Here is a 24064-nt window from a genome sequence, read left to right as displayed (position 1 = left end):
CGTTCAGTCGTCGCGCAGGAACAGTTCCTGCAGGTCGTTGAGAAAACGCTGACCAAGCGGCGTCGGCACGATCTGCGTGAAATCGCGCGTGATCAGTCCGCGCCGCTCCGCCTCCTTCAGCGCCGGCTCGATCGTGCTCATCGGCAGGCCCGTGCGTTCCGCGAAGCTGTGCACGGGGAAGCCCTCGACGAGCCGCAACGTGTTCAGCATGAATTCGAACGGCAGGTCGCGCGCGCCGACTTCACGCTCCTCCTGCACGGCCGTGCCGGCCTTCGCCTGCTCGATGAAGGTCGCCGGATGCTTGTAGCGCGCCTGACGCAGGATCCGGTTCGGAAACGACAGCTTCGTGTGGGCGCCCGCACCGATCCCGAGATAGTCGCCGAAGCGCCAGTAATTCAGGTTGTGCTTGCACTGATGATTCGGCTTCGCGTACGCGGATACTTCGTAGCGCCCGTAGCCGGCTTCGGCCGTGCGCGCATGAATCCATTCCTGCATGTCGGCCGACGCGTCGTCGTCGGGGACGACCGGCGGGAACTTCGCGAACAGCGTATTCGGCTCGAGCGTCAGGTGATACAGCGACAGGTGCGGCGGCGCGAACGACAGCGCGGTCTCGATGTCGGTGCGGCATTCGTCGAGCGTCTGGTTCGGCAACGCGAACATCAGGTCGAGGTTGAAGTTGTCGAAGTTCTTCGCGGCGATCTCGACGGCCGCGCGTGCCTGCGCGGTGTCGTGAATCCGGCCGAGCGCCTTCAGGTGCGCTTCGTTGAAGCTCTGGATGCCGACCGACAGGCGGTTCACGCCGCTTGCGCGGAACTGCGCGAACTTCGCGGCTTCGAACGTACCCGGATTCGCCTCGAGCGTGATCTCGGCATCGGCGTCGAGCGGCAGCAGCGCGCGCACGTCGGACAGCATCCGGTCGAGGCCGGCCGCCGACAGCAGGCTCGGCGTGCCGCCGCCGATGAACACGGTATGCACCTGCCGGCCCCACACGAGCGGGAGCGCTTGCTCGAGATCGGCGCGCAGCGCGTCGAGATATTCGGCTTCCGGAAACCGCTCGCCTTTCCATTCGTGCGAGTTGAAATCGCAGTACGGGCACTTGCGCACGCACCACGGGAAATGCACGTACAGCGCGAGCGGCGGCAACGACGTGAGGCGCACCTGGCCGGGCGACGTGAAGGTCGCGACGACGCGCGCGCCGGTTTCCGCGGCCTGGCTCATGTTATCTCCCGCGGCGAAGGGGTATCGGGTAGGGTCATGCTTCCTCCGCGAGCCGCGCGAGCAACGCCTTCAGCGCCAGCGCGCGATGGCTGTGCGCGTTCTTCACGGCCGGCTCGAGTTCGGCGGCCGTCGCGCCGAGCGACGGCAGGTAGAAATACGGGTCGTAGCCGAATCCGTGTTCGCCGCGCGGCGTATCGACGATCTCGCCGGCCCAGCGCCCTTCGGCGAACAGCGGTTCCGGATCGTCCGCATGGCGGACGAGCGCGAGCACGCAGCAGTAGTAGGCGCGCCGGTCGTCGACGCCGCGCAGTTGCTCGACGAGATACGCATTGTTCGCCGCGTCGCCCTTGTCGCGGTCCGCGCGCTGCGCATAGCGCGCCGAATAGACTCCGGGCGCGCCGCGCAGCACACGCACGCACAGGCCGGAATCGTCCGCGATCGCCGGCAGTCCGGTGAGTCGCGACGCGTGCCGCGCCTTGGTCAGCGCGTTCTCGATGAACGTGCCGAACGGCTCTTCCGCCTCCGGCACCGCGAGGTCGCCCTGCGGGACGATCTCGATGCCGACCGTCGAGAACAGCGCGGTGAATTCGCGCAGCTTGCCCGGGTTGTTCGATGCGAGCACGATGCGCGACAGCGGCGCAAGGATCAGGTCGTCAGGCATGGCTCGCGCCCAGGACGTCTTTCTGCAACTGCACGAGCTCGGCGATCCCGCCCTGTGCGAGGTCGAGCAGCGCATCCATCTCGGCGCGCGAGAACGGCACGCCTTCGGCCGTGCCCTGCACTTCGACGAAGCCGCCCGCGCCCGTCATCACGACGTTCATGTCGGTGTCGCAGCGCGAATCTTCCGCGTAGTCGAGGTCGAGCACGGGCGCGCCTTCGTACACGCCGACCGAGATCGCGGCGACGTGGTCGGTGATCGGCGAGCGCGCGAGCTTGCCGGCCGCGATCAGCGTCGACACGGCGTCGTGCGCGGCGACGAACGCGCCGGTGATGCTGGCCGTGCGCGTGCCGCCGTCGGCCTGGATCACGTCGCAGTCGATGTGGATCGTGCGCGGGCCGAGCGCCTCGAGATCGAACACCGCGCGCAGCGCGCGGCCGATCAGGCGCTGAATTTCCTGCGTACGGCCCGTCTGCTTGCCGCGCGCGGCTTCACGGTCGCTGCGCGTGTGGGTCGCGCGCGGCAGCATGCCGTATTCGGCGGTCAGCCAGCCTTGCCCGCGCTCGCGCAGGAACTCGGGCACGCGCTCGGCGACGCTTGCGGTGCAGAGCACCTTGGTGTCGCCGAATTCGACCAGCACGGAGCCTTCGGCGTGTTTCGTGTAGTGGCGCGTGAGGGCGACCTTGCGCAGTTCGTCGGCGCGGCGGCCGCTCGGGCGGGAAACGGAAGACGTCATGGGGAAATCGCGGAAGGGGAGGAAACCCCGATTTTAGCGCCGAACGGCGGGCGTGCCCGGCGGGATGGTCCGCAAAAATGGGATAATGCGCGCTTCTCGCCCCGCGCCTTCCGATGCGCCGGGCGCCTCGATGTATCCCCCGCCCGCGAGGGCACCAGACGGCGAGACGAACCATGATCTACAGCATGACGGGCTACGCGAGCGCGACGCGCGAACTCGCGACGGCCACCGGCAACGGCGGCACCAGCGTGTCGGTCGAACTGCGCACCGTGAACTCGCGCTTCCTCGATCTCAATTTCCGGATGCCGGACGACGTGCGCGCGTGCGAACCCGCGCTGCGCGAAATGCTGATGAACAAGCTGTCGCGCGGCAAGGTCGACGTGCGCATCAACCTGCAGCGCGGCGAGCAGAGCATCGGCGCGGGCGCGCTGAACCAGTCGGCGCTCGGCCAGCTTGCCGATCTCGAACGCGCGGTGCTCGATTCGTTCCCGGGCGTCGGCCGCCTGCGCGCGGGGGAAATCCTGCGCTGGCCCGGCGTGCTCGCCGAGAGCGGGGTGTCGGCCGAAGCGATCCGCGACGCGGTGCTCGCATGCGGCAAGGAAGCGATCGGCGAGCTCGTCGTCGTGCGTTCGCGCGAAGGCGCGCAACTGGCGACGATGCTGCTGTCGAACGTCACCGAGATGGAGGCGATCGTCGCGCGCATCACGCCGCTCGTGCCGGAGCTGATCGCGAAGCACCAGCAGAAGATCGTCGAGCGGCTGCAGGAAGCGCTCGGCCTCGCCGCGCCCGAAGGCGGCTCGACGGTGGTCACGCGCGAGGAAGCCGCGGAGCGCATCCGTCAGGAAGTGACGATGTACGGGATCCGGATCGACATCGCGGAAGAGCTGTCGCGGCTCACCGCGCACCTGAACGAAACGCGTCACGTGATCGAGAAGGGCGGCCGCGTCGGCAAGCGCCTCGATTTCATGATGCAGGAACTGAATCGCGAAGCGAACACGCTTGGCTCGAAAGCGGCGGCGAAGGAACTTGCCGACGCGTCGATGGCGCTGAAGCTGCTGATCGAGCAGATGCGCGAGCAAGTGCAAAACCTGGAGTAAAAGAGATGAAACGACCCCCACGCTCACTACGTTCGTTGCCCCACGAGGGGGCAGCCCGGCGGAGGCTGTCATGATCGAATCCCATCGCGACGGCCACGCGTCGCATTCGCTGCACGGCGGCGTCTATCCCGGTAACCTGTTCATGGTCGTCGCACCGTCGGGCGCCGGCAAGTCGACGCTCGTGAATGCGCTGCTGTCGAAGGACAGCGACATCTGCCTGTCGATCTCGTACACGACGCGCAAGCCGCGCCCGGGCGAGCAGGACGGTCAGCACTACCACTTCACGACCGTCGAGGATTTCCGCACGCGTCACGCGGCGCACGAATTCCTCGAGAGCGCGGAAGTGCACGGCAACTACTACGGCACGTCGCGCGTCTGGATCGAAGAGCAGATGAAGAACGGCCACGACGTGCTGCTCGAAATCGACTGGCAGGGTGCGTTGCAGGTGAAGAAGCAGTTCCGCAACGCGGTCGGCATCTTCATTCTGCCGCCGTCGCTCGATGCCCTCGAGGAGCGTCTGAAGAAGCGCGGCCAGGACGAACCGAACGTGATCACGCGACGCCTGCTGGCCGCGGGCAGCGAGATCGCGCACGCGTCCGAAGCGGAATACGTGGTGATCAACGAGAATTTCGAGCGTGCGCTCGCGGAACTCGAATGCATCGTCGCGGCGACGCGCCTGCGTTTTGCTTCGCAGTACGCGCGACACACGGAGCTGTTCATCGAGCTCGGCATCCATCTGCCCCACGCGGAATGACGCGGGGCACGAGGGACATAAGGTAGAATAAGCACTATATTCAGAAGGAATTACCACCATGGCTCGCATTACCGTCGAAGACTGCCTGAAGCAAATCCCGAATCGCTTCGAACTGGCGCTCGCTGCCACCTATCGCGCGCGGCAGCTCGCGCAAGGCCATACGCCGAAAATCGAAAGCCGCGACAAGCCGACCGTCGTCGCGCTGCGCGAAATCGCCGCCGGCCAGGTCGGCGTCGAGATGCTGAAGAAGGTGCCGGTGTAACGCGCATCCGGCCCGTTCCAGCCATGTAGTCCACGCGCGCAACGACTCGACCTGGAGGCGAATATGAGCACCACCCCATCGTCCGCCTCCGCGGATCCGACCACCGAAGCCACGGCTCAGTCGCCTGCGCGCCAGTACATCGACGCGGTCCTCGAACAGTCCTTCCGGCATCTGTTCGGGCCGACCGCCACACCGGAGCAGCCGCGCAAGCACGGCGTCGTTTCGATCGCGAAACTGACGGCCGCACTTGCCGAGTATCTCGCTCCGGACGAAATCAAAGAGGTCAAGGCGGCGTTCCACTTCAGCGACGAAGCCCACCTCGGTCAATATCGCCAGAGCGGCGAACCCTATATCACCCATCCCGTCGCCGTCGCGGAAATCTGCGCCGGCTGGAAGCTCGACGCGCAGGCCGTGATGGCCGCGTTGCTGCACGACGTGATGGAAGACCAGGGCGTGACCAAGAACGAGCTGGCCGAGCGGTTCGGCCCGAAGGTCGCCGAGCTGGTCGACGGCCTGTCGAAGCTCGACAAGATGGAGTTCCGCAGCCGCGAGGAAGCGCAGGCGGAAAATTTCCGCAAGATGCTGCTCGCGATGGCACGCGACGTGCGCGTCATCCTCGTCAAGCTCGCCGATCGCCTGCACAACATGCGCACGCTCGGCGCGGTGCCGATGGAAAAACGCCGTCGCGTTGCGCGCGAAACGCTCGACATCTATGCGCCGATCGCGCACCGGCTCGGGTTGAACAACACGTATCGCGAGCTGCAGGACATGAGCTTCGCGAACTTCAACCCGCATCGCTACGCGACGCTCGAGAAGGCCGTGAAGGCCGCGCGCGGCAACCGCCGCGAAGTGATCAGCAAGATCCTCGAGGCCGCGCAGCGCGCGATGGCCGACGCGAAGATCGACGCCGAGATCACCGGCCGCGAGAAGACCATCTACAGCGTCTACCGCAAGATGCGCGACAAGCAGCTGTCGTTCTCGCAGGTGCTTGATGTGTACGGCTTCCGGGTCGTCGTCGACAGCCCGCTCGACTGCTACACGTGCATCGGCGCGCTGCACGCGCTGTACAAGCCCGTACCCGGCAAGTTCAAGGATTACATCGCGATCCCGAAGATCAACGGCTATCAGTCGCTGCACACGACGCTCGTCGGCCCGTTCGGCGCGCCGATCGAGTTCCAGGTGCGCACGCGCAAGATGCACGAGATCGCCGAGGCGGGGGTCGCCGCGCACTGGCTGTACAAGAACGGCAGCGCGGATCTCAGCGACGTGCAGAAGCGCGCGCACCAGTGGCTGAAGTCGCTGCTCGACATCCAGAGCGAAGCCGGCGATTCGAGCGAATTCCTCGAGCACGTGAAGATCGACCTGTTCCCCGACGCGGTCTACGTGTTCACGCCAAAGTCGAAGATCATGGCGCTGCCGCGCGGCGCGACGGCGCTCGATTTCGCGTATTCGATCCACAGCGATCTCGGCAACCAGTGCGTGGCCGTGAAGATCAACAACGAGCTGCTGCCGCTGCGCACCGAGTTGAAGAGCGGCGACATCGTCGAGGTGATCACCGCGCCGTATTCGAAGCCGAACCCCGCGTGGCTCGGCTTCGTGCGTACCGGCAAGGCGCGCTCGGCGATTCGCCACTACCTGAAGACGATGCGCCTGAACGAGTCCGTGCAGCTGGGCGAGCGGCTCGTCGACCAGAGCCTGAAGGGCTATGGTCTCGCGCTGGCCGATGTCGAGCCGGAAGTGTGGGAGAAGCTCGTGCAGTGGACGGGCAACAAGAGCCGCCAGGAAATCTTCGCGGACATCGGCCTCGGCCGTCGCGTCGCCGCGGTGATGGCCAAGCGCATCGAGGTGCTGATGAGCGGCCGCGACGCGGACGACGATCTGCCGAAGTCCGAGCGGCATCCGGCGCATCACGCGCCGCCGGTCGTGATCACCGGCACCGAAGGGATGTCCGTGCAGTTGTCCGCATGCTGCCGGCCGATCCCGGGCGACGCGATCATGGGTTACATCGGCATCGGTCTGGGCATGGCGATTCATACGACGGATTGCCGGGTCGCGCAGCGCATCCATCGCCGCGATCCAGGTCGCTGGATCGACGTCGAATGGGCGCCGCAGCCGGGACGCCTGTTCGATGTCGCGGTGAAGGCGCTCGTGAAGAACACGAAGGGCATCTTCGCGCGCGTCGCGGCGGACATCACGTCGGCCGACGCGAACATCGTCCATATCGCGATGGACGAGGATCTGACGCACGAATCGACGGTGCTGCGCTTCGTGATCCAGGTCAGCGATCGCGTGCATCTCGCGAACGTGATGCGGCGCGTGAGAACCAATCCGGACGTGATGCGGATCATGCGCGAGCGCTCGACCGACGACGGTGCGCACGCGCGCCACGACGGCGGCATGCGTATCGAGCGCGAGCGGCAGGATTACTGACGCCACCCGCGGTGGCGGGCGAATTCGACGCTCGACGGACGGCGGCCTATGGCCGCCGTTTTCATTGGGGCGGCCGAAAGCGCGGAGGATGTTGCCGGCGCTTGTCGAGGAGGGCATTCGGGGCGATGATGCGGGCGAGGAGAGGCGGGCGCAAAAAGAAAAAGGGCTTTCCCGGAGGAAAGCCCTTTTAAGGTGGCGCGGCTGGCAGGATTCGAACCCACGACCCCTTGGTTCGTAGCCAAGTACTCTATCCAACTGAGCTACAGCCGCACGCAAAACGGTACTGCTTCAACTGTCGGAACCTTCTGCGATGGGAAGGCCCCCAAAAAGGTGGCGCGGCTGGCAGGATTCGAACCCACGACCCCTTGGTTCGTAGCCAAGTACTCTATCCAACTGAGCTACAGCCGCACGCAAAAACGAACTTCTACTGCTTTGAACTGAAAGGGCCTTCGGTTGGGAAGGCCCTCGAAAAAGTGGCGCGGCTGGCAGGATTCGAACCCACGACCCCTTGGTTCGTAGCCAAGTACTCTATCCAACTGAGCTACAGCCGCACGCAGAAGCGGAAGTATAGCAGAGTCATATAAAAAGGGAAGCCTTATTCGCGAATAAGGCGGCATGACCTTGGCCGGCCGCCCTTCGTGTACCCTTGGAGGATCAGTCATCCACGTTGAATCTGCATCATGAACAAGGCGTTTGTCAAAGAGTCGGACGGTGACGACGACGATCTCGACCAGGCTCAACCCGCGATTCCGGCGGGCGCGAAGAACTACATCACGCCGGCCGGCCACAAGCGGCTGCGGGACGAGCTGCTGAACCTGATCGACGTCGAGCGTCCCGAGGTCGTGCGGCTCGTATCGTGGGCCGCGTCGAACGGCGACCGGTCGGAAAACGGCGACTACATTTACGGCAAGCGGCGGCTTCGCGAGATCGATCGCCGCATCCGCTTCCTGACGAAGCGGCTCGACCTCGCCGAAGTCGTCGACGCGAGCCGGCAGGAGAACGTCGACCAGGTGTTCTTCGGCGCGACGGTGGATTACGAGACGCCGGACGGCGAGGATCACACGGTGACGATCGTCGGGATCGACGAGGTCGATCTCGACCGCGGCTGCGTCAGCTGGATTTCGCCGGTCGCGCGCGCGCTGATCAAGGCGAGGATCGGCGATACCGTCACGCTGCTGACGCCCGCCGGCCCGCAGCCGATCGATATCCTCGATGTGCGTTACCCGTCCGCGGACAGCCGGATGTGAGCCGCATGGTCGGCACCGGGCCCGGCCGGCCGTCCGCGAAACCTGCATTCCAAAAAAAAGCGCCTCGCGAGGCGCTTTTTCGTGCCGAAACAACTTCGGTCAGAAACGGTGACGCAGCCCGGCGGTCACCGCGATCTGCTTGTTGGTCGACGAAGCGCCGCCGAGGCCATTGACATAGGCGCCGAGGCCCAGGCCGTCCGTGCTGACTCGCTGATACACGCCTTGCACGTACACGTCGGTCCGCTTGGACAGCGCATAGTCGGTCTGCAGGTTGAACTGGTTCCAGCCCGGATGACGGCCGTCCAGGAAGCCGGCGGTGTACGTGTACGATCCGGCCAGCGAGAAGGCCGGCGTGAGCGCGTAGCGCGCATTGACTTCGTAGTTGTTGAAGCGGGCAAACGTGCCGTCGAGGGCCAGACCGTTCGACACGCCCGAGGCACCCGCGGAGATGCCGAGCGCCCGGTTCACGCGCGATTGCGTGAATACGAAGCCGGCCGTGGCCGGGCCGAACGTGTAGTTCAGGCCGCCGCCGAACACGCGCTGACGCTTGCCGACGAACGTGTTGTCGCCTGCCACCGCGCCGCCGCTGTTGGTGACCGCAGCCGACGTGAGCCCCGAGATGTCATTGTTCAACTGCAGATAGCCGGCGCCGATATTGAAGCCGGCGTAGCTATACGACACGCCCGCGCTGTATGCGCGATTGTTCGAGAACTGGGTGCTGTTCGAGAAGCCGTACAACGCGCCGAACTTCAGGCCGCCGAAATTGACGCTCGTATATTTGACGGAGTTGTTGATCCGGAACGAATTGTTCAGGTTGTCGTTGTCGAACGGGTGGGCAAACTGGGTGCCGCCGAATTGCGTCCCGGTCAGCGACAGCGGCCCGATGTAGTCGACGACGCTATCGTATTGGCGACCGAGGGTGACGGAGCCGAACTGGTCTTGCGACAGGCCGACGAACGCCTGGCGGCCAAATTCGCGGCCATTCTGGCCGAGCGTGCCGTTGGCGATGTTGAAGCCGTTTTCCAGCACGAAGATCGCTTTCAGGCCGCCGCCGAGATCTTCCGTGCCGCGCAGGCCCCAGCGGCTGCCGTTGATCTGGCCGCTGCGTTCCGACCATGAGCTGTGCCCGCCCTGATTGTTCGTGTAGGTGATGCCTGCGTCGATCAGCCCGTACAGCGTCACGCTGCTTTGAGCATGGGCTGCAGTAACGAATACACCCGACAACGCGGTGACGATCAGCGTTTTTTTCATGGATCTGTCTCCAAACAGGATGATTGTCGATCGAGCCTGGGGCGGACTGGCCGTGTTTTGCTTGACGCTATAGCCGGTCCGTCAGAGCGGCAGGGCGCGTATCAGAAAGCCATCTGCAGTGTACGGAGTGTGCGGAGCGGGCGTGTCTTACGCTTTAAGAAACAATGTATTTTGGAATCCACAAGAATCGAAAAATCCGTGTAAACGGTTGCGCTGTAAGGGTTTGCGGCGGTGCAGCGAGCGGAAATAACGATCAGGACTACGGATTGGGCGTTGCGTGATCGCGACAGCTGGTCAGCGGCGGGAGGGGGCTGTAGCGCGATTATTGACACATCGGCAATAGAGGTTTGTGTGGAGCATGGATAATGAAAGGTGGTTCTCTCGCTATACTGCGATCTCTGCTTTCCGAAGCAGACTTTTTCGTTGACGGAAAAGATCTCCAAACCTTTGTCGGCGCGACTTCCCAGTCGCGCTTTTTTTTGCCCCGCTGCCCGGTGCGCTACGGCGTGTACGAGCGGCGCTTACGCTTGCCCGCGGGCGCAACATCTTTCGCTTCGACCGGCGGCGGCGTGTAGGTCCAGTCTTCCATCACGTAGTGACGGGCATCGAGTGGCGATGCGAGCAGGTTCTGCCAGTGATCGCCGTGCCACGTCATATCGAATTCGGTATCGCACGGCGCTTCGCGCGCGGACTCGGCCAGGGCGCGGGACTTGCGACGTACGCGTCCGAGCCGGCTCGCGAAGCGCTTGATTCCGTCCAACCACATGACCCTCTCCTTCCTTTCAGCGTTGATTCAGGATCGCAACGTCCGCGGATTTCCGCAACCCGGAAAAAACCCGAGGATTTTACCGAGTCGATTTGTCCCCGGTAGGAATTTCATACCCTGAATTATTGGCGATCGAGTCCCGGTAATATTGACAGGTTTTTAGTGCAAATCAATTAATCAAGGGAGATAGTGTACCGATTCCAGTGGTATTAGCGTCTTTTCAAGAAAGCGGTCGCTAAAAATTTTCTTGACGCACCCGGATTGTCCAATTTATAAAGTCAGCACTCCGTCCTCGGGCGGCGTGCTGGTGCGGGTGCTGGCGCAATGTTTCGGGATTTCGGGAAACGGCTATAAAAATAGCTTTTTTGATCTTATCGAGTGGGGAACGAAGACATGGATACCGGTATCGTGAAATGGTTTAACGATGCTAAAGGTTTCGGCTTTATTACGTCGGACAATGGCGGTGAAGATTTGTTTGCGCACTTTTCCGAAATTCGAATGGACGGCTTCAAGACGCTGAAGGAAAACCAGCGTGTTTCGTTCGAGGTCAAAGTCGGGCCGAAAGGCAAGCAGGCGGCGAATATCCAGGCGGTCTGACGCGCCACGCATTGCCGATCACGTCCGGCCCCCGCATCGCGGGGGCTTTTTGTTTTCCGGGGACGGAACAATCCGGTCCGGGCTGGCCGCGAGTACGCATACCGGTGCATACTCACGGAAGCATCGTTTTCCTGTCTTTTCATGTCAGATTCCCGTCCGTCCGATCCCGCCAGCGAGCAGCCGCTCGTCTTCGTCGACCTTGAAACCACCGGCGGCTCGTCCGCCGACCATCGGATCACCGAAATCGGCGTGGTCGAAATCGGACCGCTCGGCGTGTCGACGTGGACGAGTCTCGTCAATCCGGGGCAGGCGATCCCGCCGTTCATCCAGCAACTGACGGGCATCTCGGACGCGATGGTGCGCGATGCGCCGACGTTCGCGTCGCTCGCGCCGGCGCTGTTCGAGCGGCTCGACGGCAAGCTGTTCGTCGCGCACAACGCGAGCTTCGACCGCGGCTTCCTGCGCGCCGAATTCGAGCGCGCGGGCCTCGCATTCAATCCCGATGTGCTCTGTACGGTACGGCTGTCGCGCGCGCTGTTTCCGCGCGAATCGCGGCACGGGCTCGATGCGTTGATCGAACGGCATGGGCTCGTTCCGGCCGCGCGCCACCGGGCGCTGGCCGATGCCGATCTGCTCTGGCAGTTCTGGCGCCAGTTGCACGACATCGTGCCGCTCGAGCGGCTACGCGACCAGATCGCGCGGACGACACGCCACTTCCGGCTGGGCGGCGATCTGACCGAGGCGTGGCTGGATACCGCGCCGGCAGGGTGCGGCGCGTATGCGCTCTTCGGAGAGCGTGACGAAGCGCTGTATGTCGGCCGCAGCGTGCGCGTACGGCAGCGGCTGCGCGCGCTGTTGACCGGCGAGCGCCGCTCGTCGAAGGAAATGCGGTTGGCGCAGCAGGTGCGTCGCGTCGAATGGCGCGAAACCGGCAACGAGCTGGGAGCGATGCTTGCCGAAGCGCAATGGATCACCCGGTTGCGCCCGTCGTACAACCGGCGCCCCGCGGCCGACGCCGCGCGCGGGGGCGGCGCGCCCTGGCCGTTCGACGGCGCTGTCGCGTTCGAGGCAAGCGGCGAGCGCCGCCTGTTTCATGTGATCGACGGCTGGTGCTATCTCGGTTCGGCGGAATCGCTCGATGCGGCCGCGCGGCTTGCGGCCGACGCGGCGGGCGGCGCGTTCGAACCCTTCACCCATCGCCTGCTGCAGACGCATCTCGCGCGCGGTCTGCAAGTGATTCCACTCATGGCGCTGACACTCGCGGACTGAGCGCCGCGGCGCGATCCGCGCCCGCCGCATTAGCCGATCGCGCTGGCTCCACCGGCGGCACAGACATGCGACAGCGCGGTATCGAGTGCCTGCGTCTGCGTGGAATCGTAGCGCGTGAGCGTCTTCCAGTTTGCGATGCTGCGCGCGAGCCGCGCCTGGCAATCGGGCGCATCGCGCAACGGGGCGACCTGCGCGAGGCCGGCGAGCATTTTCTGCGTCAGCCGATCGAGTGCCGGGCGCGTGCTGGTCGCGAGATCGGGCGGCGTGCCTTCCGGCGGCCGGGTCGTGTGCCAGGTCGCGAACAGCGCGTTCTGCACGTCCTTGCTTGCCGCGATCTGATCCTCGAAGAACGTCCGGGCGAACGCGGGATCGACGCCGGCCTGGGCGGCCCGTTTTTCGACCGCGGTGAGCAGTGCCGCTTCGCGCGGCTGGTCCTCGATGGCCTTGTGGTTCGCCCATTTCCATCGCGCGACCGGTTCGGCGAGCGCGAGGCGCTGCGACGCGAGCGCGACGACGTTGGTGAGGGCGGTGTCGTCGCCGTCTGCACGGGCGGTAGGCGCAGACGAAAAGAAGGTGACGCCGAGCACGGCGACAGCGAGGCTGGCACGAATGGCTTGCTTCATCGGAACGATCGGGAGAGCCGGGCGGGCCGGACGTGGAAAACCAGAAGAATAGACGAAGACAGTCGCGCGGCGCAGCGTCGCGACAGGAGAATCAGCAGGCGAGCTGATCCGGCACCGTCAGGCTGTTGCGGCCCGGGTGCGAGGCGAATTGCGCGCGAAGCGCACGAATGGACCGCACGATAGCGATGATCGACACGTGGCGGTTACAGAATCGAACTGACGTTCACTTCGGCGCGTACAGCTTGTGCTGCTCGTCGAAGAATGCCCGAACGTGCTCGGGCAATTCGGCGAGGAATTCCACGCCGACGGGTTCCGGATCCGGGCTCATCACTTGCTCGGGCGGTGGCATGCGAGTTGGTCTTTCGTCCATGATCGTTTCTCCAGCAGGTTCAATGATTATCAACCTCGCGCTCGGATTTATGCCAGCGGCGAATCGTTAGATTTTGTCTCTGTTGTATTAACGGCACATGGGCTCCGAGGCGAGGTGCGATGCCCGGTATTGCAGGCTGCGCAATCGGCAACAATCGGACCGCTTGTTATACTTGCGCGCACTTTTTCCCGGACCGCGATGAGACGAACGACGCGATGGATCGGCCTCGTATGGCTGGCGCTGGTACTGAACGTACTGTCGCCCGTCGTCGGCTACGCGCGTCTCGCGTCGAGCGGCTCCGGCGCGCTCACGCTCGAGTTGTGCAGCGCGGCCGGCGCCCGTCAGGTCGTGCTGGCGCAAGCGGGCGACGGCCGCGACACGTCGTCGTTCGACCATGCCGGCGTGCCACATTGCGTGTACTGCCCGGGCTTCGCGGCGAACGTCGCACTGGGCACGAGCCTGCCCGCGATGCCGGGCTTCGTGCGCACGTTCGCGTATCGGGCGGCCGCGCCGATCGTTCCCGATGTGCCCCGCAAGGGCATCCGCCTCGCGCAGCCGCGCGCCCCGCCTGAAAACGTTCCGGTCTGATTGATGTCGTTCGCGCGCCCCGGTGGCGCGCGAGCCGCCCGCGACCCCGGTCCGCGCGTCGCGCCGTTCGTGCGCGACTCGCACGCCTGTGTCCGGCGGCGCCCGATCACGTTTTCAGGAACTCCCTCATGTCGTCTACCTTTGCCGCGCGACCGTCGCGCGGCCGGCTCGCGCTCGCATGCGCGGGCGCTTTCGCATGGTCGGCCGCTCACGCGGCTTCAACGGATGATGGGCGCGCCGAGGCCGCCCGCAGTGGCGGCGTCGATCGTCCCGCCAGCGCCGCGCCGGCTGCCGCTGGCGTCGCTGCATCGGCCGCACCGGCCGGCGATACGCTGACCGCCGTCAGCGTGACCGCGCAACGGCAACCGGTCGACCCGGATACGCCCGCCGTCGTCACGTCGATCACGCGCGAGCAGATCGATGCGCACACCAACGTCACCACCGAGGACGCGCTGAAGTACGCGCCGAATCTGATGGTCCGCAAGCGCTACATCGGCGACCGCAACAGCGTATTCGCGGGCCGCGATTTCAACGAATTGCAGAGTGCGCGCGGGCTCGTCTATGCCGACGGCGTGCTGCTGTCGAACCTGCTCGGGTCGAGCTATGCGTACCCGCCGCGCTGGTCGCTGATTCCGCCCGACGATATCGCGCGCGTCGACGTGCTCTATGGCCCCTTTTCCGCGCTGTATCCGGGCAACGCGATCGGCTCGACCGTGCTGCTCACCACGCGCCGCCCGGAACAGCTCGAGGCGTCGCTGTCGACGCAGTTCTTTACGCAGCGCTACCACGACGGCTACGGGTTCGCGGACAGCTTCGGCGGCAATCACCAGACCGCGCGAATCGCGAACCGTGTCGGCCGGTTCTGGTTCGCGTTGTCGCTCGACCGGCTGGAGAACGACGGCCAGCCGATGCAGTACGCGAGCCCCAATTCGGCCTACAACCCGAAACTGGGCGCCTCCGTGCCCGTGACGGGCGCGGCGACCGACATCGGACCCAACGGCAAGCCGCGGACGATCGTCGGCGCGCAGACGATCGAGCGGACCGAGCAGCTCAACGAGACGGTCCGGATGGGCTATGCGTTCACCGATCATGTCGATGCGACGCTGACGCTCGGTCATTGGGAGAACCATTACCGGCAGCACGGCGAGACCTTCCTGCGCAATGCCGCCGGCAATCCGGTCTACGGCGGCAACGTGTCGATCGGCGGCCGGAACATGACCGTCGCGCCGAATGCGTTCGCGCCGCAGCGCGGCGACCAGGAGAACTGGCTGTATGCGCTCGGGCTGAACGGCCGGCTCGACTCCGGCTGGCGGCTGTCGGGCGTCGTGTCCGCATACGACGTCTCGCGCGACGTGCTGCGCGCGGCCTCGACCGTGCAGGGCGGGGCGGGCACGCTGTTCCAGGGCGACGGCACCGGCTGGCGCACGTTCGACCTGAAGGCCGAGGCGCCCGAAGTGAGGGGGCATGCGTTCACGTTCGGCTATCACTACGACAACTACTTCCTGCGCAACGTCACGTACAACACGGCCGAGTGGCTCGCCGGGCCGACCACGTCGCTCGCGAGCGTCTATCGCGGCGACACGCGCACGCAGGCGCTGTTCGGGCAGGACGCGTGGCGCTTCGCGCCGGGCTGGCTCGCGACGCTCGGGCTGCGCTACGAGCGCTGGGATGCGTACGGCGGCGCGCTCGGCAATGCGAACGGCACGCTCGGCTATGCGGACCGCGGCGCGAATGCGCTGTCGCCGAAAGTCGCGCTGCAGTGGGACGCGACGGAAGTCTGGCGCTTCCGGCTGTCGTTCGCGACCGGCACGCGATTCCCGACGGTTGGCGAACTGTTCCAGGGCACGATTTCGAACAACGCGATCGTCAACAACGACCCGAACCTGCGGCCGGAAAAGGCAATCGACTGGGATTTCACCGCCGAGCGCGACGTGGGCGTCGGCGTCGTGCGCGCCAGCGTGTTCCAGAGCGACCTGCGCGATTCGATCTACAGCCAGACGACGGTGTCGGGCGCGACGACCGTCACCAATATCTCGAACGTCGACCGGGTACGCGTACGCGGCGTCGAACTCGCGTTCAGCGGCGAGAACGTCGGGCTGCGCGGGCTCAATGTCGATGCGAACGTATCGGCGAGCAATGCGCAGATCCTCGCCGACGCCGCGAACCCGGCCTACGTCGGTTCGCGCTTCCCGCGCATTCCGCGCATGCGCGCGAACCTGCTCGCGTCGTATCGCTTCGACGAGCACTGGCTCGCGAGCGTCGGCGTGCGCTATTCGGGCCGCCAGTTCAACACGCTCGACAACAGCGACGTGAATCCGGACGTCTACGGCGGCACGAGTTCGTTTACGGTCGTCGATCTGAAGGCGCGCTACCGCTTCGATCGTCACTGGAGCGCGTCGGCCGGCATCGACAACCTGACGGACCGCCGCTACTACACGTTCCACCCGTATCCGGGCCGCACGTTCTATGGAGAACTGAAATGGTCGCTGTGAAATCGCTCGCGGCGCTGTCGCCCGCCGGCGCGCACGATGCGCCCGGCGCCGCGTTCGATGCGCGGCACCGGGCGTGGGGCGCATGGGGCGGCGGCGCGCATGTCGTCGTCGCGCATTCCGACAACGCGGGGAGCACGCTGTCCCCGCCCGTCGCCGTCAACGCGCTGCCGGAGCCGATCTACACGAGCGCCGAAACTCGCCCGAAGCGCGCGACGAGCCCGGACGGGCGCGCGGGATACGTGTCGTGGTCGACGCCGCTCGATGCGGGATGGAGAGGGGAGATGTCGCACCCCGTGTGGATCGGGCGCGACGGTGTGCGCAAAGCGCACAGCGAATTGCCGACGGCCGACGTGCTCGACGGCTGGTTGCGGCACGCGAAGCGCTGACGGAGCCGGCGGCGCGCGGCGAACCGGCCGCGCGCCGGCCCGATGCGAAACCGCGCCCGAAGGCGCGTGGAGAGAAACGTCAGGCCGCTCGCCTGAATAGCCGGATCACGAACAGCAGGATCACCGCGCCGATGACCGCGACGATCACCGAGCCGATGAAGCCGCTGCCGATGCTGATGCCGAGCACTCCGGCAAGCCAGCCGCCGATCACTGCGCCGACGATCCCGACGATGATGTCGACGATCAGCCCGAAGCCGCCGCCCTTCACGAGCAAGCCGGCAAGCCAGCCGGCGATCGCGCCGATGATGAGCCACATAATCAAGCCATGAGTCATGGTGGTCCTCTCCTTGGGTTGAGTCGAAATGACCGGCGTCGGTTGCCGCACGCCGCAATCGGGTTGAAAGCCGCTGCGACCGCCGCGCGGCCCACGCAATGTAACGCGATAGACGGGTCAGGATCGTTAAGTAATGTTATGCACCCTTAAGCAGATTTTCCAGGGGATTTGTCTGCGTACAGCACGATTCGTGCGCGCTCGACGCTTGGCGAAATGGATTTGTAAGAATTGGCCGACGCTGAAGTCTGTCGGCTAGGTCGGCAATCGGTCGCGCGGCGTCGCAGATCGCGTCGATCAACAGCGGTGCGAAACGGGCGAGGGAGCACGACGCAGCGCTTCGCCGATCCGGAGCATCGTGTGGCCCAACTCGGTGTAGAGCGGGTCGTATCCGATGTGGATCATCATTTGGTATCCTGAAAGATGGACTTCGGTCAAGGTGTACGGATGGAGCGGGAGATCGACCGTGCCGACCACGTTGTTGGTGTGTGCGTCGTGCCAGCGGCCGGGCACGAGATAGAGGGAGCCGTTGGGTGCGCCGTCGAGGTCGAGCCGCCGGCCATCTTCACCTTGACCGCCGCAGGCCCGTGCCGCTGCACATCGGGAGCGGCGATTCGATCGACCGGTGGTCGTCGAGGGCATAGAAATGTCGTGCCGATGTGTCGGCGAGGTTGCACGGATAACGGCCACCGCAACGGACCGGTGACGAGCAAAGCAACATGCGCGGGCGGTTGCCGACGTGTACGCGAAGGTCATGCACGGCGTGATGGGGCAGTGCGTCAGCGAACGACTTCAGGATTTCGGCGCCGGAAAAGAGAAAAGGTCTGACAAGCGATGCTTGTCAGACCTTTATGTCTTGGTGCCGGAGATAGGAGTCGAACCTACGACCTTCGCATTACGAATGCGCTGCTCTACCAACTGAGCTACACCGGCAGCAGAGAAATGAAATTATATGGTGAAATCCGCGATCTTGGCAATAGGTTTTGCGAAATTTTTTCAGCTTGCTGCGGCTGCTTCGCGAAACCGATCCGGCGGATTTTCCGCTTTCACTTCACTGTGACGCGACCCCTTAGGGCCACATCGCGAAGGCGCGATTGTACTGATGTCTCGCACCTCCGTCCAGTGCTGCAGTGCGATTATTTTGCTTCGCCGTGATAGCCGGTCACGCGCTCGACTTCGTTCTTCGAGCCGAGGAACACGGGCACGCGCTGGTGCAGGCCGGTCGGCTGCACTTCCATGATGCGCTGCGTGCCGGTCGTCGCGGCGCCGCCCGCCTGTTCGACGATGAACGACATCGGGTTCGCTTCGTACATCAGGCGCAGCTTGCCCGGACGATCGGGCGTGCGCTTGTCGGCCGGGTACATGAAGATGCCGCCGCGATTCAGGATCCGGTGCACGTCGGCCACCATCGACGCGATCCAGCGCATGTTGAAGTTGTCGCCGCGCGGGCCGTCCTTGCCGGCGTTCAGCTCGTCGACGTAGCGCTTGACCGGGTCGTACCAGTGGCGGGCGTTCGATGCGTTGATCGCGTATTCGCGCGTGTCGGCCGGGATCTGCATGTTGCTCTGCGTGAGCACCCACGAGCCGACTTCGCGGTCGAGCGTGAAGCAGTTCACGCCGTTGCCGGTCGTCAGCACGAACACCGTCTGCGGGCCATAGACGGCGTAGCCGGCCGCGACCTGCTCCGTTCCGGGCTGCAGGAACGATTCTTCGGTCGCCTGCTTGCCGTCCGGGCAGCGCAGCACCGAGAAGATCGTGCCGATCGATACGTTCACGTCGATGTTCGACGACCCGTCGAGCGGATCGAACACGAGCAGGTATTCGCCGCGCGGGTAGTTCGCCGGGATCGGGAAGAACGTTTCCATTTCTTCCGACGCCATCGCGGCGAGGTTGCCGCCCCATTCGTTCGCGTCGAGCAGGATTTCGTTCGACAGGATGTCGAGCTTCTTCTGCACTTCGCCCTGGACGTTCTCGCTGCCGGCGGTGCCGAGCGCCTCGCCGAGCGCGCCCTTCGACACGTTGTAGCTGATCGCCTTGCACGCGCGGGCGACGACTTCGATCAGCAGGCGCAGGTCGGCGGGGAGGTTGTTGGTCTCACGTTGCTGTTCGATCAGGAACTTCGACAGCGTGGTGCGGCGGGCAATGGACATGACAGACTCCGAAAGGCCAAAGAATCCTTGAATGGCCGCAATTTTACCCGTCGAGCCTCCGTAGCCACCGGCTTTTTTCGTCCGGTTACATGGCCGGGCCGCCGAATCGGGCCGATGTCGGGCGGCGGCGAAGGCCGGGCGCGCAGTACGGTGCAGGCACACTGCGCGGTCCGACCCCGCGATTGCGCGTGGCTTCAGCCGCGCTCGCGCAATAAAAAAGCCGGCGCCGCGTCGGGCGGCGCGGGCTCGATCGCGCGGACGCGACAGCGTCGATCGCGTGGCTTACGCGAGCGCCTTCTCGACGATCTCGCGCACGTCACGCGATTTCGCACCGGCGGCGACTTGTTCGAGCGCTTCGCGCATCCGGTCGCGCAGCGTCGGCGTGAAGCGGCGCCACAGTTCGAGCGAGCGCGCGAGGCGTGCCGCGACCTGCGGGTTGATCGCGTCGAGCGCGAGCACCTGTTCGGCCCAGAACGCGTAGCCCGAACCGTCCGCCGCGTGGAATTGCGCGGGGTTGGCCCCGCAGAAGCTGAAGATCAGCGAGCGCGCGCGGTTCGGGTTCTTCAGGTTGAACGCGGGGTGCGCGAGCAGCTTGCGCACCTTCGCGAGCGTCGGCTGCGCGGGTGTGCCGCGCTGCGCCGCCTGCATCGCGAACCACTTGTCGATCACGAGCGCTTCCTTCTCGAAGCGGCGGTAGAAGTCGTCGAGCGCATGCTCGGCCGGCCCGTTCGCGCCTGCGGCGGCCGCGGACAGCAGGGCGCCGAGCGCGGCCGCGCGATCGGTCATGTTGTTCGCCGCGTCGTACTGGGCCGTGGCGAGGCGTACGGCATCGGCCGGATCGTCGAGTTCGGCGAGATACGCGAGCGCGAGGTTCTTCAGCGCGCGGCGGCCCGAGGCCTCCGGCGTCGGCTCGTAGGCGCCGGGCGTCTGGTGCTGTTCGTACGCGGCGAGCCAGTCGGCGCGCAGCGCGCTCGCGAGCTGGCGGCGCACGAACTGGCGCGCGCGATGCACGGCGGCCGGGTCGGCCTCGGCCATCTGGTCGGCGAGATAGGTTTCCGACGGCAGCGTCAGCGCGAGTTCGCGGAATGCCGGCGACAGGCTTTCATCGGTCAGCACGCGGCGGAACGCGGCGACGAAGTTCTCGCCGAGCGCGAGCGGCGCGTCGGCGGCGGCACGCGCGGCGAGCGTCAGCAGCGCGCGCGTCGCGAGGCGCTGGCCGGCCTCCCAGCGGTTGAACGGATCGCTGTCGTGCGCGAGCAGGAATGCGAGATCGTCGTCGCTGTAGTCGTACTCGACGATCACCGGCGACGAGAAGTTGCGCAGCAGCGACGGCAGCGGCGCTTCCGGCACGTCGACGAACGTGAAGGTCTGTTCGGTATCGGTGAAATCGAGCACGCGCGTCGTGCCCGATGCGGCGGCTTCGCCGTCGAGACGCAGCGGCAGGTCGCGGCCGTCGCGGCCGATCAGGCCGATCGCGAACGGGATCAGGAGCGGCCCCTGCTGCGTTTCGCGCGCGGCCGGCGACGCGTCGCCGTAGCCTTGCGCGAGGGTGACCGTATAGCGGCGTGCGGCCGCGTCGTACGCGGTGCGCACCGACACGCGCGGCGTGCCGGCCTGGCTGTACCAGCGCTCGAACTGCGCGAGGTCGCGCCCGTTCGCGTCGGCCATCGCGTGACGGAAGTCGTCGCAGGTCACCGCGTGGCCGTCGTGGCGCTTGAAGTAGAGATCCATTCCCTTGCGGAAGCCGTCGCGGCCGAACAGCGTCTGGTACATCCGCACGACTTCCGAGCCTTTCTCGTAGACCGTCATCGTGTAGAAGTTGTTGATCTCGACGTAGCTCTCCGGGCGCACCGGGTGCGCCATCGGGCCCGCGTCCTCGGCGAACTGCAACTGGCGCAGCACGCGCACGTCCTCGATGCGCTTCACCGCGCGGGCCGCCGATTCGACGTCGTCGCCCGCGGCCATGTCGGCCGAGAATTCCTGGTCGCGGAACACCGTCAGGCCTTCCTTCAGGCTCAGCTGGAACCAGTCGCGGCAGGTCACGCGGTTGCCGGTCCAGTTGTGGAAGTACTCGTGGCCGACCACCGACTCGATGTTCGCGAAATCGGTGTCGGTCGCGGTCTCGGGGTTCGCCAGCACGTACTTCGTGTTGAAGATGTTGAGCCCCTTGTTTTCCATCGCGCCCATGTTGAAATCGCCGACCGCGACGATCATGAAGCGGTCGAGATCGAGCTCGAGGCCGAAGCGCTTTTCATCCCAGCGGATCGAGTGGATCAGCGAATCCATCGCATGACGCGTCTTGTCGAGATCGGCCGGTTCGACCCACACCTGCAGCAGCTTTTCCTTGCCGGAGCCGGTCGTGATCGTTTCCTCGATCGCGACGAGCTTGCCTGCGACCAGCGCGAACAGGTAGCTCGGCTTGCGGAACGGGTCTTCCCATTTCGCGAAGTGGCGGCCGTCGGGCAGGTCGCCCGAATCGACGAGGTTGCCGTTCGACAGCAGCACCGGGTATGCGGCCTTGTCGGCACGCAGCGTGACGGTGTACGACGCCATCACGTCGGGGCGGTCGAGGAAGTAGGTGATGCGGCGAAAGCCTTCGGCTTCGCATTGCGTGAAGAAGTTGCCGCTCGACACGTACAGGCCCGACAGCGTCGTATTCTGATCGGGCGCGCATGCGCTTTCGAGCGTCAGCTCGAATGCCTCGGGCACGTTCTCGACCGTCAGGCCATGTTCGTGCGCGCGCACCGCGCCGTGCGGTGCGCCATCCAGCCGCGCGCCGAGGAATTCGAGCGCCTCGCCCATCAGTTCCAGGTGCGGCGCGGGCGCGGCATCCGGATTGCGGCGCACGCGCATCGTATTCCTGACGATCGTGCGGGCCGGCGCGAGATCGAATTCGAGTGCGACGGAATCGATGAGGAAGGCCGGCGGCGTGTAGTCGGCGCGGCGGATCACGGTGGAGGAGGCGTTGTCGGACATGGTCGTCGAGATCGGTGGAGTGGGGGACGGGCCCGTCGCGCGGGCCAGGCGAACCGGGCCATTGTACAAAGGCTGGCGGCTGCGTGTCGGGCGAACTTTTTACCGCTTTCGGGAGTCCGCGTATTATCGACATCCCGTTGTGGTTCGCGCGGTGCGACGAACGGGTGACGGATCGACGAGGATCGACATGAAACGCGAATGGATTTTGGGCAGGGCGCGCTGGGCGGCGGCGCTGTGCGTCGCGCTGCTGACCGGCTGCACCAGCTACGTGACCACCCAGGTCACGGCCTTCTCCGACTGGAGCGGCAGCGACGCGACACGCACCTATGCGTTCACGCGTACGGATGCGCAGAAGAACAGCATCGAGCAGTCGACCTACGAGCCGATCGTCGCGAACGAGTTGTCCGCATATGCGTTCCGGCAGGTGCCGCAGTCGCAGGCACGCTATCTCGTCGGGCTGACCTACGCGGTCGGCAGCGATCTCGTGACGGTGCCGCAGCCGGTCTACTACGATCCGTGGTTCGCGCCCGGGCCGTACTGGCGGCGCGGGCCGTGGAGCCCCTGGGGCCCGTGGGGGCCCTGGGGGCCGATGCCGGCCGGTTATGTCGCGCAGACGTACCAGGTGTTCGACTACATGCTCGGCATTCGCATCACCGAGCGCGCGACGGGCAAGGAGGTCTACAACGTGTCCGCGCGCACGACCGGCGACAACGGCACGCTGCTGTACGCGATGCCGTTCCTCGCGCGCAGCGCGCTCGCCGATTTCCCGTTGTCGAACGGGGCGGTTCGCTCGGTCCGGCTGCCGGTCGACAAGCGCGGCGGGCCGGCGGCGCCGGCTGCCAATGAACGCGCGGTGCCGGCGGCGCCCTCGTCGGGCCCGACCGTCGCGAAGTAACGCTGCATTCGTCTCGGCGCGGCCGCCCGGCCGCGCCGGCTATCTGCCTTTCCGTCAGACCCCGATACCCAGCAGCGCCAGCGCGCCGAGCACGACGAACAGCACGGCCGCGATCCCGTGTACGAGCTTCGTCGGCAGACGGTGCGCGAAGCGGTCGCCGAGCAGGATCGCCGGCACGTTCGCGAGCATCATTCCGAACGTCGTGCCGGCCACCACGCCGATGTAATCCTGGAAGCGCGCGGCCAGCGCAACGGTCGCGATCTGCGTCTTGTCGCCCATTTCCGCGAGGAAGAACGCGACGAGCGTCGCGCCGAACACGCCGAGCCGCGAGCGGGTCGCATTGGCTTCGTTCTCGTCGAGCTTGTCCGGTACGAGAATCCACAGCCCCATCGCGATGAACGAGAACGCGAGTGCCCAGCGCATGATCGACGGCGTGACGAGTACGCCCAGCCATTCGCCGAGCGCGCCGGCGAACCCGTGATTCACGAGCGTCGCGACGAGCACGCCGAGAATGATCGGTACCGGCTTGCGATAGCGCGCGGCCAGAACGAGGGAAAGCAGTTGGGTCTTGTCGCCGATTTCAGCGAGGGCGACGGCGCCGGTGGAGATCAGGAAGGCTTGAGACACGGATGGGATTCCACGGGCCGTTGTTGTACGTGCGAGCGACGATCCACGGCGCGCCGGGCCCTGATGCGGCGCACTGTGAACCATCGGTCTCGCCAGGCCAACGTGGCTGCGTCCGCCATGGCCGAACGGCCAAGTCTGTTGACGGACGCCTCCGTCACGATGCGCGCCGGTGGCGCGGGACATCGAGCGGAGCGGCTACTCCCCAATGAGCGGCGAATTCTAGCACGGCGCATTGCACGCGGGAAAGCGGCCCGGCCGCCGTGCGGCGGGCCGCAGCGGATCCGATTGCCGGCATGCGCGGCAATCGGATCCGCGCTGCCGGAACGGAGTACCGGCGGGGC

At 65.7% G+C, this 24064-nt stretch carries 22 protein-coding genes, 4 tRNA genes, 1 pseudogene and 1 riboswitch; of the genes and pseudogenes, 11 read left to right on the top strand and 16 right to left on the bottom strand.

What is annotated here, in order from left to right:
* Positions 1–3 precede the first annotated feature (3 nt).
* From hemW to rph, 3 genes are read right to left on the bottom strand one after another with little or no spacing between them, the layout of a single operon-like run.
* Entirely contained in the window at positions 4–1218 is a 1215-nt protein-coding gene (gene hemW / locus HWX09_RS04530; protein WP_027783818.1) for a radical SAM family heme chaperone HemW, read from the bottom strand.
* A 34-nt stretch (positions 1219–1252) separates the two neighbouring features.
* A complete protein-coding gene (gene rdgB / locus HWX09_RS04525; RefSeq protein ID WP_027783819.1) occupies positions 1253–1879 on the bottom strand; it encodes an RdgB/HAM1 family non-canonical purine NTP pyrophosphatase in 627 nt (208 codons plus the stop codon).
* Positions 1872–2612, bottom strand: coding sequence for a ribonuclease PH (gene rph, locus HWX09_RS04520; protein WP_027783820.1), 741 nt, complete (start codon positions 2610–2612; stop codon positions 1872–1874). The genes rdgB and rph overlap by 8 nt, the downstream gene beginning before the upstream one ends.
* A 173-nt stretch (positions 2613–2785) precedes the next feature.
* Between rph and HWX09_RS04515 the strand changes: the two genes are divergently transcribed.
* The 4 genes from HWX09_RS04515 to HWX09_RS04500 all read left to right on the top strand — a co-directional run bounded on the left by HWX09_RS04515 (position 2786) and on the right by HWX09_RS04500 (position 7155).
* Complete coding sequence (locus HWX09_RS04515) at positions 2786–3709, top strand: YicC/YloC family endoribonuclease (RefSeq protein WP_027783821.1); 924 nt, start codon at positions 2786–2788, stop codon at positions 3707–3709.
* Between the two features lie 70 nt (positions 3710–3779).
* Positions 3780–4463, top strand: coding sequence for a guanylate kinase (gene gmk, locus HWX09_RS04510; RefSeq protein WP_027783822.1), 684 nt, complete (start codon positions 3780–3782; stop codon positions 4461–4463).
* 58 nt (positions 4464–4521) lie between these two features.
* The gene (gene rpoZ / locus HWX09_RS04505) at positions 4522–4725 is read left to right on the top strand and encodes a DNA-directed RNA polymerase subunit omega (RefSeq protein WP_006025620.1); all 204 of its coding nucleotides are present in this window, start codon (positions 4522–4524) and stop codon (positions 4723–4725) included.
* Positions 4726–4788: 63 nt separating this feature from the next.
* Entirely contained in the window at positions 4789–7155 is a 2367-nt protein-coding gene (locus HWX09_RS04500) for a bifunctional (p)ppGpp synthetase/guanosine-3',5'-bis(diphosphate) 3'-pyrophosphohydrolase (protein ID WP_027783823.1), read from the top strand.
* A 193-nt stretch (positions 7156–7348) separates the two neighbouring features.
* On the opposite strand, the gene HWX09_RS04495 is transcribed toward HWX09_RS04500, so the two are convergent.
* The 3 genes from HWX09_RS04495 to HWX09_RS04485 form a co-directional block, all read right to left on the bottom strand.
* A tRNA-Arg gene (locus tag HWX09_RS04495) sits at positions 7349–7425 on the bottom strand.
* A gap of 61 nt (positions 7426–7486) precedes the next feature.
* Positions 7487–7563 (bottom strand) — tRNA-Arg (locus tag HWX09_RS04490).
* Between the two features lie 66 nt (positions 7564–7629).
* Positions 7630–7706, bottom strand: a tRNA-Arg gene (locus HWX09_RS04485).
* A 129-nt stretch (positions 7707–7835) separates the two neighbouring features.
* On the opposite strand from HWX09_RS04485, the gene greB reads away from it, so the two are divergent.
* Positions 7836–8402: a transcription elongation factor GreB gene (greB, locus tag HWX09_RS04480; RefSeq protein WP_027783824.1), complete on the top strand. Its 567-nt coding sequence runs from the start codon at positions 7836–7838 to the stop codon at positions 8400–8402.
* 99 nt (positions 8403–8501) lie between these two features.
* On the opposite strand, the gene HWX09_RS04475 is transcribed toward greB, so the two are convergent.
* Both HWX09_RS04475 and HWX09_RS04470 read right to left on the bottom strand, forming a co-directional pair.
* Positions 8502–9653 (bottom strand): porin, encoded by a 1152-nt coding sequence (locus HWX09_RS04475; protein ID WP_027783825.1) that lies wholly within the window; start codon positions 9651–9653, stop codon positions 8502–8504.
* Between the two features lie 499 nt (positions 9654–10152).
* Positions 10153–10419: a hypothetical protein gene (locus HWX09_RS04470; protein ID WP_027783826.1), complete on the bottom strand. Its 267-nt coding sequence runs from the start codon at positions 10417–10419 to the stop codon at positions 10153–10155.
* Positions 10420–10812: 393 nt separating this feature from the next.
* Between HWX09_RS04470 and HWX09_RS04465 the strand changes: the two genes are divergently transcribed.
* Both HWX09_RS04465 and HWX09_RS04460 read left to right on the top strand, forming a co-directional pair.
* Positions 10813–11016, top strand: coding sequence for a cold-shock protein (locus HWX09_RS04465; RefSeq protein ID WP_027783827.1), 204 nt, complete (start codon positions 10813–10815; stop codon positions 11014–11016).
* Between the two features lie 141 nt (positions 11017–11157).
* A complete protein-coding gene (locus HWX09_RS04460) occupies positions 11158–12285 on the top strand; it encodes an exonuclease domain-containing protein (RefSeq protein WP_027783828.1) in 1128 nt (375 codons plus the stop codon).
* A gap of 29 nt (positions 12286–12314) precedes the next feature.
* Here HWX09_RS04460 and HWX09_RS04455 read toward each other — a convergent pair whose 3' ends face one another.
* Together HWX09_RS04455 and HWX09_RS04450 are read right to left on the bottom strand one after the other, a co-directional pair.
* On the bottom strand, positions 12315–12908 hold the full coding sequence (locus HWX09_RS04455) for a chorismate mutase (protein WP_027783829.1): 594 nt from the start codon (positions 12906–12908) through the stop codon (positions 12315–12317).
* A gap of 223 nt (positions 12909–13131) precedes the next feature.
* Positions 13132–13278, bottom strand: a complete 147-nt coding sequence (locus HWX09_RS04450) for a hypothetical protein (RefSeq protein ID WP_006476612.1) — start codon at positions 13276–13278, stop codon at positions 13132–13134.
* Positions 13279–13476: 198 nt separating this feature from the next.
* On the opposite strand from HWX09_RS04450, the gene HWX09_RS04445 reads away from it, so the two are divergent.
* From HWX09_RS04445 to HWX09_RS04435, 3 genes and pseudogenes are all read left to right on the top strand, one after another.
* Positions 13477–13866 carry a DUF2946 domain-containing protein gene (locus tag HWX09_RS04445; RefSeq protein ID WP_027783830.1) on the top strand — a complete coding sequence of 130 codons (390 nt, stop codon included), beginning with the start codon at positions 13477–13479 and terminating at the stop codon, positions 13864–13866.
* Between the two features lie 128 nt (positions 13867–13994).
* Positions 13995–16358: a TonB-dependent receptor gene (locus tag HWX09_RS04440; protein WP_027783831.1), complete on the top strand. Its 2364-nt coding sequence runs from the start codon at positions 13995–13997 to the stop codon at positions 16356–16358.
* Positions 16346–16636, top strand: a pseudogene (locus HWX09_RS04435) (exo-alpha-sialidase); the annotation flags it as partial. The gene HWX09_RS04440 and the pseudogene HWX09_RS04435, both read left to right, overlap by 13 nt.
* A 187-nt stretch (positions 16637–16823) precedes the next feature.
* Here the strand turns inward: HWX09_RS04435 and HWX09_RS04430 are convergent.
* The 5 genes from HWX09_RS04430 to pepN all read right to left on the bottom strand — a co-directional run bounded on the left by HWX09_RS04430 (position 16824) and on the right by pepN (position 22201).
* The gene (locus HWX09_RS04430; protein WP_027783833.1) at positions 16824–17078 is read right to left on the bottom strand and encodes a GlsB/YeaQ/YmgE family stress response membrane protein; all 255 of its coding nucleotides are present in this window, start codon (positions 17076–17078) and stop codon (positions 16824–16826) included.
* A 294-nt stretch (positions 17079–17372) separates the two neighbouring features.
* Complete coding sequence (locus tag HWX09_RS04425; protein ID WP_155257344.1) at positions 17373–17717, bottom strand: hypothetical protein; 345 nt, start codon at positions 17715–17717, stop codon at positions 17373–17375.
* Positions 17718–17932: 215 nt separating this feature from the next.
* Positions 17933–18008, bottom strand: a tRNA-Thr gene (locus HWX09_RS04420).
* Between the two features lie 203 nt (positions 18009–18211).
* Positions 18212–19225 (bottom strand): class 1 fructose-bisphosphatase, encoded by a 1014-nt coding sequence (locus HWX09_RS04415; RefSeq protein WP_027783835.1) that lies wholly within the window; start codon positions 19223–19225, stop codon positions 18212–18214.
* A 282-nt stretch (positions 19226–19507) separates the two neighbouring features.
* Positions 19508–22201 carry an aminopeptidase N gene (gene pepN / locus HWX09_RS04410; protein WP_027783836.1) on the bottom strand — a complete coding sequence of 898 codons (2694 nt, stop codon included), beginning with the start codon at positions 22199–22201 and terminating at the stop codon, positions 19508–19510.
* Positions 22202–22388: 187 nt separating this feature from the next.
* Here pepN and HWX09_RS04405 point away from each other — a divergent pair, with 187 nt between their 5' ends.
* Positions 22389–23096 (top strand): DUF4136 domain-containing protein, encoded by a 708-nt coding sequence (locus HWX09_RS04405; protein WP_027783837.1) that lies wholly within the window; start codon positions 22389–22391, stop codon positions 23094–23096.
* Between the two features lie 54 nt (positions 23097–23150).
* Here HWX09_RS04405 and HWX09_RS04400 read toward each other — a convergent pair whose 3' ends face one another.
* Entirely contained in the window at positions 23151–23723 is a 573-nt protein-coding gene (locus HWX09_RS04400; RefSeq protein WP_027783838.1) for a TMEM165/GDT1 family protein, read from the bottom strand.
* Positions 23724–23764: 41 nt separating this feature from the next.
* Positions 23765–23939, bottom strand: a riboswitch (yybP-ykoY riboswitch).
* Positions 23940–24064: the final 125 nt, after the last annotated feature.

The sequence above is a fragment of the Burkholderia sp. BCC1208 genome, assembly GCF_902833095.1.
In the GTDB taxonomy this organism is placed as follows: domain Bacteria; phylum Pseudomonadota; class Gammaproteobacteria; order Burkholderiales; family Burkholderiaceae; genus Burkholderia.
Note: the sequence above shows the minus strand (reverse complement) of the source record. Positions and strands in the feature narration are given on the sequence as shown.

Bases quoted from the DNA above. Each gene is read 5' to 3' on its own strand.
- hemW (WP_027783818.1), bottom strand. From the start codon at position 1,218: ATGAGCCAGGCCGCGGAAACCGGCGCGCGCGTCGTCGCGACCTTCACG.
- rdgB (WP_027783819.1), bottom strand. From the start codon at position 1,879: ATGCCTGACGACCTGATCCTTGCGCCGCTGTCGCGCATCGTGCTCGCA.
- rph (WP_027783820.1), bottom strand. From the start codon at position 2,612: ATGACGTCTTCCGTTTCCCGCCCGAGCGGCCGCCGCGCCGACGAACTG.
- HWX09_RS04515 (WP_027783821.1), top strand. From the start codon at position 2,786: ATGATCTACAGCATGACGGGCTACGCGAGCGCGACGCGCGAACTCGCG.
- gmk (WP_027783822.1), top strand. From the start codon at position 3,780: ATGATCGAATCCCATCGCGACGGCCACGCGTCGCATTCGCTGCACGGC.
- rpoZ (WP_006025620.1), top strand. From the start codon at position 4,522: ATGGCTCGCATTACCGTCGAAGACTGCCTGAAGCAAATCCCGAATCGC.
- HWX09_RS04500 (WP_027783823.1), top strand. From the start codon at position 4,789: ATGAGCACCACCCCATCGTCCGCCTCCGCGGATCCGACCACCGAAGCC.
- greB (WP_027783824.1), top strand. From the start codon at position 7,836: ATGAACAAGGCGTTTGTCAAAGAGTCGGACGGTGACGACGACGATCTC.
- HWX09_RS04475 (WP_027783825.1), bottom strand. From the start codon at position 9,653: ATGAAAAAAACGCTGATCGTCACCGCGTTGTCGGGTGTATTCGTTACT.
- HWX09_RS04470 (WP_027783826.1), bottom strand. From the start codon at position 10,419: ATGTGGTTGGACGGAATCAAGCGCTTCGCGAGCCGGCTCGGACGCGTA.
- HWX09_RS04465 (WP_027783827.1), top strand. From the start codon at position 10,813: ATGGATACCGGTATCGTGAAATGGTTTAACGATGCTAAAGGTTTCGGC.
- HWX09_RS04460 (WP_027783828.1), top strand. From the start codon at position 11,158: ATGTCAGATTCCCGTCCGTCCGATCCCGCCAGCGAGCAGCCGCTCGTC.
- HWX09_RS04455 (WP_027783829.1), bottom strand. From the start codon at position 12,908: ATGAAGCAAGCCATTCGTGCCAGCCTCGCTGTCGCCGTGCTCGGCGTC.
- HWX09_RS04450 (WP_006476612.1), bottom strand. From the start codon at position 13,278: ATGGACGAAAGACCAACTCGCATGCCACCGCCCGAGCAAGTGATGAGC.
- HWX09_RS04445 (WP_027783830.1), top strand. From the start codon at position 13,477: ATGAGACGAACGACGCGATGGATCGGCCTCGTATGGCTGGCGCTGGTA.
- HWX09_RS04440 (WP_027783831.1), top strand. From the start codon at position 13,995: ATGTCGTCTACCTTTGCCGCGCGACCGTCGCGCGGCCGGCTCGCGCTC.
- HWX09_RS04430 (WP_027783833.1), bottom strand. From the start codon at position 17,078: ATGACTCATGGCTTGATTATGTGGCTCATCATCGGCGCGATCGCCGGC.
- HWX09_RS04425 (WP_155257344.1), bottom strand. From the start codon at position 17,717: ATGCCCTCGACGACCACCGGTCGATCGAATCGCCGCTCCCGATGTGCA.
- HWX09_RS04415 (WP_027783835.1), bottom strand. From the start codon at position 19,225: ATGTCCATTGCCCGCCGCACCACGCTGTCGAAGTTCCTGATCGAACAG.
- pepN (WP_027783836.1), bottom strand. From the start codon at position 22,201: ATGTCCGACAACGCCTCCTCCACCGTGATCCGCCGCGCCGACTACACG.
- HWX09_RS04405 (WP_027783837.1), top strand. From the start codon at position 22,389: ATGAAACGCGAATGGATTTTGGGCAGGGCGCGCTGGGCGGCGGCGCTG.